This window comes from Dyadobacter sp. 22481 (genome assembly GCF_052044875.1).
Lineage (GTDB): Bacteria > Bacteroidota > Bacteroidia > Cytophagales > Spirosomataceae > Dyadobacter > Dyadobacter endophyticus.
This window is the reverse complement of record NZ_JBQENV010000002.1, coordinates 1438669-1451709: the sequence shown is the minus strand read 5'-3', so window position 1 is coordinate 1451709 and position 13041 is coordinate 1438669. Positions and strand designations below refer to the sequence as shown.

17 protein-coding genes are annotated in these 13041 nt (G+C 50.0%); 16 read left to right on the top strand and 1 reads right to left on the bottom strand.

Going from position 1 to position 13041, the window contains the following annotated elements:
- The first annotated feature begins 88 nt into the window (after nt 1–88).
- The 5 genes from ACTJJJ_RS16075 (at nt 89) to ACTJJJ_RS16055 (ending at nt 3106) form a co-directional block, all read left to right on the top strand.
- Nucleotides 89–631: a hypothetical protein gene (locus tag ACTJJJ_RS16075; protein WP_440702303.1), complete on the top strand. Its 543-nt coding sequence runs from the start codon at nt 89–91 to the stop codon at nt 629–631.
- A 17-nt stretch (nt 632–648) separates the two neighbouring features.
- Nucleotides 649–1656: a hypothetical protein gene (locus ACTJJJ_RS16070; protein WP_440702302.1), complete on the top strand. Its 1008-nt coding sequence runs from the start codon at nt 649–651 to the stop codon at nt 1654–1656.
- A 15-nt stretch (nt 1657–1671) separates the two neighbouring features.
- Nucleotides 1672–2058: a hypothetical protein gene (locus tag ACTJJJ_RS16065; protein WP_440702301.1), complete on the top strand. Its 387-nt coding sequence runs from the start codon at nt 1672–1674 to the stop codon at nt 2056–2058.
- Nucleotide 2059: 1 nt separating this feature from the next.
- Nucleotides 2060–2437 (top strand): DUF1353 domain-containing protein, encoded by a 378-nt coding sequence (locus ACTJJJ_RS16060; RefSeq protein ID WP_440702300.1) that lies wholly within the window; start codon nt 2060–2062, stop codon nt 2435–2437.
- A gap of 78 nt (nt 2438–2515) precedes the next feature.
- The gene (locus ACTJJJ_RS16055) at nt 2516–3106 is read left to right on the top strand and encodes a hypothetical protein (RefSeq protein ID WP_440702299.1); all 591 of its coding nucleotides are present in this window, start codon (nt 2516–2518) and stop codon (nt 3104–3106) included.
- Here ACTJJJ_RS16055 and ACTJJJ_RS16050 read toward each other — a convergent pair.
- Nucleotides 3103–4503 (bottom strand): hypothetical protein, encoded by a 1401-nt coding sequence (locus ACTJJJ_RS16050; protein ID WP_440702298.1) that lies wholly within the window; start codon nt 4501–4503, stop codon nt 3103–3105. The two genes, ACTJJJ_RS16055 and ACTJJJ_RS16050, sit on opposite strands and share 4 nt — an antisense overlap.
- Nucleotides 4504–4616: 113 nt before the next feature.
- Here ACTJJJ_RS16050 and ACTJJJ_RS16045 point away from each other — a divergent pair, with 113 nt between their 5' ends.
- From ACTJJJ_RS16045 to ACTJJJ_RS15995, 11 genes are all read left to right on the top strand, one after another.
- Entirely contained in the window at nt 4617–5468 is an 852-nt protein-coding gene (locus tag ACTJJJ_RS16045) for a S49 family peptidase (protein ID WP_440702297.1), read from the top strand.
- 22 nt (nt 5469–5490) lie between these two features.
- Complete coding sequence (locus tag ACTJJJ_RS16040) at nt 5491–5904, top strand: hypothetical protein (protein ID WP_440702296.1); 414 nt, start codon at nt 5491–5493, stop codon at nt 5902–5904.
- 101 nt (nt 5905–6005) lie between these two features.
- Complete coding sequence (locus ACTJJJ_RS16035) at nt 6006–6968, top strand: hypothetical protein (RefSeq protein ID WP_440702295.1); 963 nt, start codon at nt 6006–6008, stop codon at nt 6966–6968.
- A 98-nt stretch (nt 6969–7066) separates the two neighbouring features.
- Nucleotides 7067–7771 carry a hypothetical protein gene (locus ACTJJJ_RS16030; protein WP_440702294.1) on the top strand — a complete coding sequence of 235 codons (705 nt, stop codon included), beginning with the start codon at nt 7067–7069 and terminating at the stop codon, nt 7769–7771.
- 71 nt (nt 7772–7842) lie between these two features.
- Nucleotides 7843–8019, top strand: a complete 177-nt coding sequence (locus ACTJJJ_RS16025; protein WP_440702293.1) for a hypothetical protein — start codon at nt 7843–7845, stop codon at nt 8017–8019.
- A 67-nt stretch (nt 8020–8086) separates the two neighbouring features.
- Complete coding sequence (locus ACTJJJ_RS16020) at nt 8087–8449, top strand: hypothetical protein (RefSeq protein ID WP_440702292.1); 363 nt, start codon at nt 8087–8089, stop codon at nt 8447–8449.
- 92 nt (nt 8450–8541) lie between these two features.
- Nucleotides 8542–8904 carry a hypothetical protein gene (locus ACTJJJ_RS16015; RefSeq protein WP_440702291.1) on the top strand — a complete coding sequence of 121 codons (363 nt, stop codon included), beginning with the start codon at nt 8542–8544 and terminating at the stop codon, nt 8902–8904.
- Entirely contained in the window at nt 8891–9469 is a 579-nt protein-coding gene (locus ACTJJJ_RS16010; RefSeq protein WP_440702290.1) for a hypothetical protein, read from the top strand. The genes ACTJJJ_RS16015 and ACTJJJ_RS16010 overlap by 14 nt, the downstream gene beginning before the upstream one ends.
- Nucleotides 9453–10943 carry a hypothetical protein gene (locus tag ACTJJJ_RS16005; RefSeq protein ID WP_440702289.1) on the top strand — a complete coding sequence of 497 codons (1491 nt, stop codon included), beginning with the start codon at nt 9453–9455 and terminating at the stop codon, nt 10941–10943. The genes ACTJJJ_RS16010 and ACTJJJ_RS16005 overlap by 17 nt, the downstream gene beginning before the upstream one ends.
- 283 nt (nt 10944–11226) lie before the next feature.
- Nucleotides 11227–12069, top strand: coding sequence for a hypothetical protein (locus tag ACTJJJ_RS16000; RefSeq protein WP_440702288.1), 843 nt, complete (start codon nt 11227–11229; stop codon nt 12067–12069).
- Nucleotides 12070–12157: 88 nt separating this feature from the next.
- A complete protein-coding gene (locus ACTJJJ_RS15995; RefSeq protein ID WP_440702287.1) occupies nt 12158–12943 on the top strand; it encodes a DNA adenine methylase in 786 nt (261 codons plus the stop codon).
- The last annotated feature ends 98 nt before the right edge of the window (nt 12944–13041 follow it).

The following is a 13041-nucleotide window of genomic DNA, read 5'->3' as shown; positions in this document are numbered from 1 at the left end:
ATGCTGAACGTATTGAGGCTTTTTTATTTTGAAATACCTAGATTTTGCGTCCTTTCCATCCGTCATTTAAAGCCCTAATTTTCGCCCCATGTTTGGAAATTTGGAAAGTATAGGCGTCAAATGTGGGCCAGTCGCGACCGGCTCACTCACTCACTTATATCTGATCGGCTGCGACAGCGTAGCGTTTGACGTATATCCCGATCAGCTGCTCACCGCCGCAAACCCTTTGTGGCTCTCTGGGGCGAAGGTTGTCACCGAGATTAAACTGCGGGCGAAGACTGCCACGTTTTCGGAAGGCCTGCAAAATAGCCCTGCAGGCGCTTCGTACAACCCGCAGGTTTCGGTGCCTATCCCGAGTATTGCTTCCGAAATCGTAGAATGGGTTTACCGTAACCATAACCGCAGGTTTATCGCCATCTTTCGCGACACGGCGGGCTTTTGCTATATGGCTGGTACCAAAAGTAACGGACTGCGCCTTTCGTGGGCGAGATCGGTTTCCCAGACCAGCTCCCAGCAGCTTTCGGTTTCGGGCGTCAATTGGCACCCAGCCTTATGGATGGGAAGCGTCGACCCGGAAGTGCTTTTCCCTACCAAAGAGTTCGATTACAGTTTCGACATAAGTTTCTCTTAAACACACAATCACACACTATGCCTTGGAATCCCCCTACCGCCGAAATCGAGGGTATTATCGACGGAAACCTCAAAAGCTCCCCACCCGCCCCGCCTCAAAGCAATTCTGCCGCCTCGGTTCGCTCCCTACTGAAAAACATGTGGGGCGCGATGGCAGGCGGCGTGTCTGCTGCCGTAAATAGCATCGACGCCGTAAATGCAAACCTGGTTAGCCGGAGCCTGAATTTAACGGCGACAGTCTATGTAGACGGCTTAGATGGCAACGATGCACGTACCGGAGAAACAAACAATAACCACGTCACAACCGGATGTGTAAAGACACTGACCCGCGTCGCCGAATTGTTTAGCGGCAAAACCCAGCAGCTCACCGTTATCATGAAAAACACCGTTACGGTCAGTAACGATGTGACAATCAAAGCACCTATCCTAATCCTGTCAGTACAAGGCGGTACTCTTGTTTTCCCAAAGTTGACGGTAACAGACGGAAATAGCGTGAACGTAGGCGAAGGTACCCGCAGGATTGTCTGCATTTCCAATCAGGTATTTGTTTCGATGGTCTACGGTGCTATAACTGTCGAAGGACATGCCGGAAGCACCGGAGCGGGCGATCAGTCGACATACCGTGGCAGACAAGGAGCTATTTGCCTTGCAAAGGACACTCCTGGAACCGCAGAATTATTTCCCTCTTACGGAAGCCTGAACTTGTATGTTTGGCGGTCAAATTTCACTTTGGGTACAAATACCCTTTTTGCAGCTTCCGGGGCAAACGGAAAAAACAATCTTGGGTCACGACAAGATGTTTACAGCCGCGTCGTGGTGAGCACACCCAATACGATCACCATCGACGCCACCGCGCAGGAAACAAACATGATCGGTGACCGGGTTTTCATGCGACAATACCACCCAACCAGTTCTACGGACGCGAACGTCACCGAAGGCGAAACCGTGATTAGCCCCACCAACAACAAGCTATGGACGAAACGGGGCGGTACGATCCGCGATGCAATGGGCACAACCTTTGTTTAATAATCCACTTTCAATATGTCAGATCTCCAAAGAATTGCGATTTCATCCTCGCCCGGCTACCCGGACGTAATCCGTAAAATCGCCGTTGCCGGCCGCAACGAAGACTACAAGAGCCAAACTGTCATCCTGATCTGTTTCGTTGAGCATTACGACGCGCAGGGCTACCGGCTGAATGCCTTTCAGTCGATCGAACGTGACCCGTTCCTGCTTGTCGCCGACAACAGCAGCAAAGTAAATCCCGAAACCGGTGCATTGGTGTTTCCGGGCGAAGACGGCACTTATCCGGAAGGCTCGATCGGTCAGTATGACTGGTTAAAGCTTGCCGTCGAAAACGGCGCGAACCCGTTTGCGATCGCCGCTGGTGCAGTCATGGAAGCCGATTCGTTAAAGCGCTTTAATTAGCATGACGCACTACCCCGACATACGCCTGCGCAAAAGTCCCGATCGGTTTAACTGGTGGGAGGTCGTCGAAGACTGCACGGTCGAATCCAAACTACCCGAAATGGTAATCCCAGCCGGGTACCGCACCGACTTCGCCACCATCCCGCGCCTACTCTGGCCACTGATGCCGCCACATGGCAGGATGGCAAACGCGGCAATCGCCCACGACTACGCATACGACAACCGGCTCGGAGAAGCCGAATTCGGCGAAAAGCAGGCGCGGCTTCATGCCGACATCGAGTTTGCCATGCGGTGCCTCGAAGATGGCGTGCCCGACTGGCAAATGTCGATCGCGTACATTTTTGTACGCCTTTTCGGGCGAAAATGGTGGCGTAATTAAATGATTGTTGAATACAACTTACAGCCCGGTCGCATAGCTTCCGGGCTGTATATTAAACTACTTTAACAACCTCACACTATGTGCAATACGCTTATTGGACTACAACACAAATGCCAGGGCGCAAACGTAGGCAGCGCTCGCAGGCTCTACATGATCTACGCCCGCGATCTGGAACGCGAATTCCTGACTTATGAGCTGGCCATTCAGTACGGTAGCTTTTCGGGCGGGATCCCATTAAAGCCCGGTAAGGGCATTGTCGAAATCGAAGCATGGTTCGACTCTACCAAATTTGATAGCGAAATGAAGATCGGCGCGGGCTTTACCCATGCGCTCGAATTCAAACATTTAGGCTACGAAGACGACGTGGTGCGCCTAATGGCGATCCTGAAAGATTACCCCGTAAATGTGATCGTCGAAGGCAACGACGGGCTAAAATACTGGCTCGGACAAAAGCACGTGCCGCTGCTTTTCGACGTAAAGGCAGTGCTCCCCGAAAAAGGTACCGGTCGCAAGGAGGTCACTTTTGCAGCCAAACAGGACGGGCTAAGTATCCCCCCGATCCCGCTCGGAGAGATCTTTTTTGAATGGCTTCCGGATTGGTCGTTTCAGGAATATCTCGACGTTGTAAACCGCGAATTCGACATAAGTTTCGAAATGAGTTTTGCTTAGTTTTTAGGATATTCCGTGTAGTGTTGCTCTATCCGGCTAGTAGTTTTGAGTAAACCGTGGACAGAGTGTAACTCAAACGCATGCCTTTGAAGATTATCATCCCAGCTGCTACAATCAAAACAAAGAAGATCTTCTGACTGTTTAGAGGTATCAAGCCCTGACTCCATGCCAATCGCAATTACGAACTTTGCGGCTGGCTGGAGTAATCTAGCCACATAGCAGTACGATTCAAGCACTTCTCTACGAAAATCTCGATATTGTCTAAGCGTTTCCTTCCTCGGATTTCTGTGGGGAAACGATGCAAAGATGTAGATTATTCCAGTTGCAAGCCGAATGTCAGACATCCGAATTCGCCTGCCGTTCGGACCTAATGGCAAAGACAAAATTTCTATATACTGATCAGAAAGAACTCTACGAGAAAACCGAGATTCCTTTGCCAGAAATCGAATTGCAAATTCTGCGTCCACAAAACCACCACTACTAACAAAGTCTTGAGTTCCATTTCTAGCGTGCTTGCTGAATTCCTCAATCAAATGATCCCAGAAGCGGCTAATTTTATCAGCTTCGAGTTTTTTCAAAAAAAGCTCACTTTCGTGAAGATCTTCCCAAAAACCCTCTTCAACTAGCATACCGTCGATATCGGTTTCAGATGGATAAATGAAATCATGTTCTCCCTCCGAATTTAATGTTTTAAGGTATTGTGCTAGTAGTTGTTCTTCGCCGGTCACCATTATCGAAAAATCCGAAGTAAGAAACCTCTCACGCTTCACTAGATATTCTACAAAGTCGGTAACTGTATCGAGCGTAGTCAACAATAGCTCAAAAGTAGCATCGTCAAGGATGTGGATAAATGATTTTCCGTCTGAAATATCACCAATTTGAAATGGTTCTTTGTGATCGTCTTGTGACTTAATAGCCGTATTTAGAATTAAACTTCCATTCCCTCCAAACATTTTTTTGCATGGCTCACCAGTACCGTGAGCCACAAGGATTAGATGGAACTTTGTATCTTTTGTGACATTAACGGGAATTGGAAATTTTTTTGTCTTTTTTGCATCAAGATATATTTCTTGTGGAAAACCTTTTATTGCAGCTTCTGCCCCACGGAGCTGTTTTTTGGAATCAAAAATCGCATTTCGTACCCATCTAGACCAGTTCACATCCGCTTTCTCATGATTGCCATATGCACAGCTTTTGTCGGAAAAAATGATAATATCATCGCCTACAACTACTAGCAGGTCACACAATTCGTGTGCAGGAACTTTTCTCCCAAATACATTAGGATAGCTATAAAGTGAAAGGAAAGTTCGCTCACAAATTTTAGCCAGATATTTCTCAGAGTCATTTAATCCATTAATCATTGTGTCGATACCATAAAATTTCGATAGAATAGACAATTTAGTGATTTTGGACTGAATGATTAACGCAAATTACTTATCGGTTCATGTCCTTTCAACTGCCCTTCTCTTGCTAGAACTTCGTCCAAAAGACAAACACAAACTAGCAGACATTGAACGCAGAAACCTTATCAGGGCTTTGGTACATCGACGAGCTGTACGCGGGCAGGATGCGAAATATAATCCTGCCACGCATACACGCCGGTTTCGATCCCATCCCTCCAACAATGAGAATCGCGGCGGGCATTCCGATCTACGATCAAGAGGAAAACTTCGACCCGGTCGCATGGACGCTAAACAAGGCGCTTAAAGCAGGTTCTGACGGTGTGGCGGTTCTTTCGTTAAATGGTGCCATGAGCCGGTTCGGCGTTTGCGGTACAGGCGGTAACGAGTTTATGGCGCAAGTGATCGAACGAGCAAATATCGAGCCGGAAATTAAGGCGCTTGTAGTTTCTGCCCACACGCCGGGCGGCACCGTCGACAGTACAGAGCTGGTCGCGAATGCGATCCGCAACTCTCGCAAAAAGGTCGTCGGCTATGTGAATGGGCTATGTGCCAGCGCCGGGGTTTTTGCATTGAGCCAAGCCGACGAAATGGTCATGGAGAATTCAGTTTCCGCAGAAATCGGCAGTATCGGCGTGCTAATGGTTTATGTGAACCAAAAGAAAGCGATGGAAAACGAGGGCTACGAGGTCGAGATTTTCCGCGCTGACGGCTCGGAAGACAAAGCACGCCTGAACGCCTACGAGCCACTGACCGAAGACCTTCGCGCCGAAATTCAGCAGGATCTCAACGACGCCCGCAAAGCATTTGTCGGCTACGTTCGAAGGGGCAGGGCTGGAAGGCTGAAATCCGACGAAGTATTCAGCGCCAAAATGTACAAAGGCAAACAGGCGCTATCGCTCGGACTCGTCGACCGACTCGGAACGCTCGCCGACGCGATCAAGGCGGCAAAAAAATCGTAATTCATTCTTAATCACTGTACACATGAGCAAAACTATCGCCGGGGCAATCGCCTCATTTTTCGGGCGCTCCGGAATTGCAATTTCGGAAAAACTCTCGACAGAAGAGTTTAATCAATTTGCCGAAGACGCGGCAGAACTCGACGCCAAACTCAACGACCCCGCCACGAGCCAACTGGCCGCAGATCTCAAAGCAGCAAACGACAAAGTCGCCGAGCTGAAAGGGCAGCTTACCGAAGCCGCGACGGCGCAAACCAAACTTAACGAGCAGATCGCCACCTTAACTGGCGAGCGCGACAAGTACAAAGCGCAGCATGAAAGAGCTGCCGAAGCCGGAACCGGCACGCCCAAAGAAGACGCAAACAGTCGGGGCAAATCGGAAATGGCTTCGTACAACGCTCACGCGCTGGAAGTCTACAATAAGGCTAACGGCAAGTAGCAAACGTTAGGCCGCGCCGGGCGCACTGACCCGGCAGGCCTGCGCGGCGCGGCTTAACCTTTTTTCGTATTTCTTTTTTCCACTATACCTACACTTTGGCTATGCCTGCAATTGATTTTAACAATTTCCATGAAGAGCTAATGCGCACCACCCAGGGCGGCGGCGCAATCATTCAAGAATCGATTATGTACGGCGCGGAAACGCTGGGTCGCGATTTCACCGTCGTACAAAGCCGCGACAAAACTCCGTTGCTCTCGCTTTCGGTAAAAGACGGCTGGAAACCTGCTTCGGACAACTTTACAGGCCAGAACGTGCTGAGCGCAAAAAGCCGTATCGTTTCATTCCGCGAAGGCGACATCGACATCGAGTTTACCTTGAGCGACATCAAGAAAGCATACCAGACTTATCTGGGCTGGTTGAAAACGCCGGGGCTTTCGCTTAATGAGGTGAACCAGACGCCGTTCGAGCTGTTTTTCCTTCGTTACATCGTCGGCAAACACTTCGAATTCCTTCGCCTGAAAACTGCATGGCGTGGCGTTTACAACGCAGCAGGATCTGGCGCGGCATCACTGACGGACGGTTTCCTGACCAAGTTTATTGCGGAATCGCAGGTCGGCGGCGACATCGCGTCAAGCCACATTTTCGACGGCACCGCGCTAACAGACGCAAACGCCTACGCGCAGTTTAACGGAGTGGCCGAGTTGTTGGCATCCACTGACGAAAACCTGCTCCACCAAGAGCTGGGCGTCTACTGCTCTCGCGTTGCGTATGATAAGTACCGTCGCAACCGTCAGACGAAGTTCCCGACCCACGTCGGCCCGGCTGACCGCCCCGACACGCTCGACGACTATTCAAACATGAAATTTGTCGTCGATCCGGGTCTGAACGGCTCCGATGCGATCACGATCACCCCGCCACAAAACCTTTTGTTTGTGTGCAACGAAGACCCGACCGTCTTCACGATCAACGTGGTTAAAGCGATCAAGAGCTACCAGATCACGATCCGCGCCTCGCTCGACTTCGACTTCGCAACCGGAGACTGGATTTTCCGAAACGACCTGTAAACCCACCCCCTCCAATTGGCTACCGGTCACGAGTCCGAACTGCGCGTCCCGGTAGCCTGCTACAATCTCGTATCCAATTCAAAACACACTTTTTCTTTATGAAAAGCCTCTTAAAATTCGGTTTTTTTGCTTCCGTGGTCGCTTTGGCTGCGCTAATCACACACTCGACCGGCAACGCGATCGCCGGTTTCGCAGCTGCTGCCGCCGTTACGGCACTGGTGGAACGATTCACAAACTTTACGATCCTTCCGGAAGGCTCTGCCGCATTTTGCACCCCGCTGGTCGGATTAAAGCGAAAATGTCAATCCCCCACGATGGGTGGTGCAAAGCGCTTGTACCTGATCCTGACGGAAGACCTGCAAACAGAGTTTTTGACGTATGACATCGCAAAAACTGCCGGTGAATTCGCGGGGCCGATTCCCTACGTAACGGGCAAAAAGTTTATCGAAATCGAAGCATGGTACGACACTACCAAATTCGATACTGAAATGAAGCTGGGCGCAGGTTTTACGCAATCCGTCGAGTTTAAAGTTATCGGCTACGATAAGGACATCGTCAAAATGCAAACACTGCTATACGAAGCGCCGGTGAACGTAGTCGTTCAAGGTAACGACGACAAACTCTACTGGATCGGCCAGAAGTATATCCCGATGATGTTCGAGACAAAGGCTGTGCTCCCCGAAAAAGGTACAGCCCGCAAGGAGGTCACTTTTACCGCGAAACAGGACGGTATGCAGGTACCTATTTTCCCGCTCGCTTCAACGATCACGCTCGACGTGACCGCGCTTCCGGCCAGTGCCTAATTAACCGATTTTCCACCTACTCCCCTGGTCGGGTACCCCTGACCGGTTCAGGGGAGTACATTTTCAAAACCATGCTTTCTTTCAAATCCGAAGACAAAACGCTATTAATCTGGATTAATGGCAACACAAAAACGCCCGAATCCCTCACACAGGAAGAGCTGGCACAACTCAAAGAAAACGGCGACGAACGCGTCATTGATCAGCCGGAAACACCCGTAAAAGGCAAGCAGGCCGCAGCCCAGGCCTAAAAGCAACCACTCCCCGACGCCACTTTCCAAAATCCCGATTTTTTTATCAGAAAATTTAAATTCCGTCATGGACATTAAACAACTTAAAGCCGCCGTGCAGCTCGCAAAACTCCGGGTAGGATCTGACCCTTCCGACGCCAACAAAGCAAAGCTCGAACACGCTCAAAACGAGTACGACAACGCGCTCAACCCCGAAAAAAAAACGGCTACCGTGGAAACGGAGGACGAGCCAAATCCGGACAAGCAGCCGCAGCCGTTGAAACCGGCAGCAACCAAAGCAGCGCAGGCCAAACCGAAGACCGAACCGCTCGAAAACCATCCGCTGAAAACGACCCGAACGGTGGTGCCAATATCGCCGGAAGACCCAACGGAGCCACAAACGCCGGAGCCACAAACGGAAGAGCAGCCGGAGCCGACAGAAGCCAAATAGGCGCGGTTTCGGTTCCCGAAAACAGTTACGTAGAGCTACTTCTGGTGCAGGCCGATAATCTGCACCGGGAAGTAGCTCTACTTTCTAATACCTTGCACCAATATGCCGACGCTGATCTCGAAGGAGTCAAACCGGTAATCGAAAGGATCGTCGAGAAGCGCGAGCAGTGGCGGCAGGTAATGAAACGGATCGAGTACTACAAAAAGACCGGTCGGAAGCTCGAAGACGAAGCAGCAAAGACCGAGCGCCCCGCGATCGACCCCAATGGCACAACCTCGGATCTGCGCGTCGAGCTGGCGCTGCTTAACTCCAATATCAGCAAGACAAAAAAGAAGCTGGAAATCAACCCGGAGCACAAAAAGGCGCAGCATTGGAGCGAAGAACTTGCCAAAATGCAGGCTCTAAAAATGGAATTACGCAATCAAATTACCCAGCTGACCTATGCGACAAAATAACAAGTACCTCGAAAAGGTATACGATGAAATGGACATCTACCAGCAGCACATGCTCGGTGAACGCCAGCTGACAGTCCAACAAAAGGAAACCTTCGAAAAGATCGACATTATTCGGGGCTGGCTGCGCGAAGGCTTTTCCGACATTCAGGCGATCACACTGGCCAAATCCGACCCGCGCGTAAACGTGCAAGATCGCCGGGCGCGGGAGCTGATCGCGATGGCTTACCAAGTATTCGCAGACCTGCGGCAGCTCCGGAGCCGGGACGGCATCAAATTCATGTACGCCGAGCTACTGCGCAACACCGCCGCCGACGTAAAAAAGGACTACGAAGCCCTGCGCGATCGCGGAACCGACGACAAAGCAGCTGCCGCGCTGCTCCGCGAGTGGAAAGCCATGATAAAGGAGGCGGCGACCATCGACGGGGCTTACGACACCAGCAAGCTGCCGGATGACGCCAAAAAGAAACCAACCAAAATCGTCATTAAGCGAAAAACGGTTATTGCCGATTCCGGAAAAAATTCTGACGAATTAACCGAAGAAGCACACTATGAAACAGTCGAGTAACCAGCTGATCCAAACTGTCGAAGTAAACGAAAAGCAGGGCGATTTCATCGAAGGCGTAATGTTTGATCTGGACGAGGACGGCACTAAAACGGCCGCGATGATCGGCGGGATCGGCTCCGGGAAAAGCTTCGCGATGGCGATAATGATGCTGATCAGCAAGGAGGAACTGCCCAAAGCAAAAGGGCAGTTCGCCTGTCTGACCGTTACCCAATTTCAGCGGAGCATTTTTCCCGGTGTGAAATCGGTCTGGCGCGAGCATTTTGATCTGGTCGAATACAATCCCAAAACACAAAGCGGCGACTACGTGCTCTGGCGAAAACCACCCGAGGATTGGGAAAAGCCGTGGCAGGAGCCGGACAATTGGGACAACTGTATCGCCTTCCCGAACGGCTGGGTAATGGAGGTCTGCGGTTATAAAATGAACGCCGATATTCACCGAGGCCGAAACGACGATTTTGCTTTCATGGACGAAGCCCTGCTCTTTAAAAGGGAATGGCTGAAAATTCTCGAAGGCCGTATCCGCGCCAACAAAGGGAAATACGACTCGAATTTGCACTGGCTGATTTCCGTATTTTCTTCCCCGCCCTATGGCTCCGGGGGCGAATGGATGTTTGATATTGAAAAGCTAATGCAGGAAGAGCCAAACCGGTATTTTTTTGCGCAGGTTACTACAAAGGATAATCAGGTTTTCTTGCCCGGCAATTACGTCGACAACCTTAAAAAGAAGCTCACCAAGCTGGAATTCAATGTCGAAGTAAACGGAATGCGTCTGACCAAGATCCCGAAAGGCTTTTACGCGGCACTCTCCGATCGGCACGAGGAGATCGATTTTGAAACCTTTTATTCTCCCTATCAGGAGCTGGTAACGGTGGTAGATTTTAACGCCCACTTTACCAGCTGCACTGTTTGGCAGGATCGCGGCCAGCCGCAGCATTGTGTGCGTAACGTGTTCGTGAAGGAACCCGAGCCGGATATGTCGATGTCGCAGTCCCTCGCCGTCGAGCTGGTCGAGCGGCTATCCGGGCACCACAAGAAGACCATGTACCTAACCGGGGATAGGAACGGGTTAAATGCCAGCGCCGGTGCGAAAAAGAAATCAGACGGCACCTGGATTACTTTGTTTGACGAGTTCGCCGAGATATTAATCAGGGCGGGCTGGGATGTGGTACTGTGCCCACTTACCTACAACCCTTTGAAGGATGAGATCCATAAGCTCATGGAGGGGATACTAAGCGAGACAAGGGAAGACGGTATGCACATGCGCTTCCATCCCGTCGAAGCCAAGAGCACGATCATATCGATGCAGCGGGCACCGCTGACTGCGGACTACAAGAAGGACAAGAAGAGCGAGCAGAAGGACGACGACCAAGAGAGAGCGACGCATCTATCGGACACTGTCGACTACTACGCGGCGTGGCGGTGTCTGGCCGGGATCAGGCCGGTCGACGGCGACTTCGACATCGAGTTCAAGTAGCCCGGACGGCGACCCGCCACCGCGAGCGGGGGCGCACAGGGGGGTGCGGGGGATCTGCTGGGGGGTGGCATTAGGCCCCCCTACCCCTCACAGCTATTCGAATTTTTCAAAAATGGAAATTTCCAAAAAGTTAAAGGGCGGGCTCAGTAAAGGGATTTTTAAGTAAAAAACTATCGTTATTTTTGTTATTTATCTGATTCTAAATGATTTACAAGTACCGGAATTGCAATTTGAGTGCAACTTTTCGAAATTCGCGCGTAACTTCTTAACAATCAACTAAAAAATGACTTTACTGGTAGCTAAAAAGTCAAATGGTAATATTACCCTAAGCTCAGACACAAGAATAACTTTCGGAGACGACCAACATTTCGACTATGGAATAAAGTTATTCTCAACTGAGATGAATTTTAAAAATGGGTTCGTTGGTTACATTGATCGCCCCTACATACACCCGAAATTACCGAATGATGCGAAATACCATATAGGTCTGGGAATGACAGGCAGCTACATGGCGGCATCCACTGTGAAAGAATCTATCAGCTCTTTATTGCAAAGACTGTTCATTATGGGGCCGCAAACTGACCTTTCGTTCAAAGGTGTTGCCGGTATGATACTACGGGTATACGAGGCGGTAACTTGTGAACTTGCACGTACCTCGTTTGAAAGAGCACATTGCGAAATGGTTATAGTTGGGCACTGTCATATCGAGAACCGACCATTAGCCCTACATTTCTCAATTAAAGACCGCCCGGGAGATACCAAAAAGTTCAGCTTTGATGAAATTCTAATGCAAGACGGGATTTTATGTTTTGGAAGCGGGAAAAATGTCGCTAATAATATACTTGCTACTGACCCTGATATTTCCCCGATGCGATTAATAAAAAAGGTAATCAAGGAAAAACTACACAACGAAGTAGGTGGTGGCATTCAGCATGGCTCTATGTACGGATCAAACTTTCTGCTTACAGCCGTCCAAGATCCCGATGTAAAACCAGTTTTTAATGACGATGGAGAAATTACCTATGATTCCAAAACGTATTTACGATCGACCCCTCACATTATCGATCCACTGGAAAAACCCTGGCTAGCCACTGGCAGTCCAGTTGTCGGATTAGATCATCAGTAGTCGGCATCCTTGGACAAATCACGCTTAAATTTTTGTCCTTTACAACCACTTCCGTGCAACCGAATTTGCCACCTAATTGCAAATCGGTATGAAGCTAAAAACCCCAATTACCTACTACGGCGGCAAGCAAAAGATGGCTGTTCACATCCTGCCGCTGATCCCCGAACACTTTACATACGTCGAGCCGTTTTTCGGTGGCGGTGCCATATTCTTCGCTAAACGGCCTAGTCCTGCGGAAGTTGTCAACGATATCAATCACCAGCTAGTGAACTTCTACAAAGTCCTGAAATACGACTTTGACGAGATCGAGCGCCGGGTCGACGAGACATTCCATTCGAGACAGCAGCACCGCGAATCTGGTGCCACCTATTTTTCGCAGGCCGATCAGATAACCGACCCGGTGAGCTGCGCCTGGGCAGTATGGATGCAGGCAAATATGAGTTTTGCTTCAAAGATCGGGGCGGGCTTTGGATACGATCGGCGGGGCAAAACCCCTAATCGGCTGGCTGGAATTAAAAGCCGGTTTACGCACGCCTATCAACAGCGTCTGAAACGGGTTACGATCGAAAACTACGACGCCCTAAAAGTGATACGCGCCTACGATTCTCCGGACACATTTTTCTATCTCGACCCGCCATACGTCAGTTCCGATCAAGGCCACTACGAAGGATATTCGATGGATGATTTCCGGCAGCTGCTCGACGCCTGTGCTATCATGCAAGGCAAGTTCTTACTAAGCAGCTACCCGGAGCAGCTGCTGCTCGAATACCGGGAAAGATTGAGGTGGGAGTCGCAAGATTTCGAAAAGTGGCTGACCGTCGACACGCAGAAAGTAAGCAGAAAAAAAGTCGAGTGCCTGACATGGAATTACTAAAAACTACGAAGATTTTCCAGTTTCGTTTGTCGTATCATTGCCCTATATTTAGGTCGAACATTGAATCACATCAGTGCAATACCTAAACTTAATTAGTT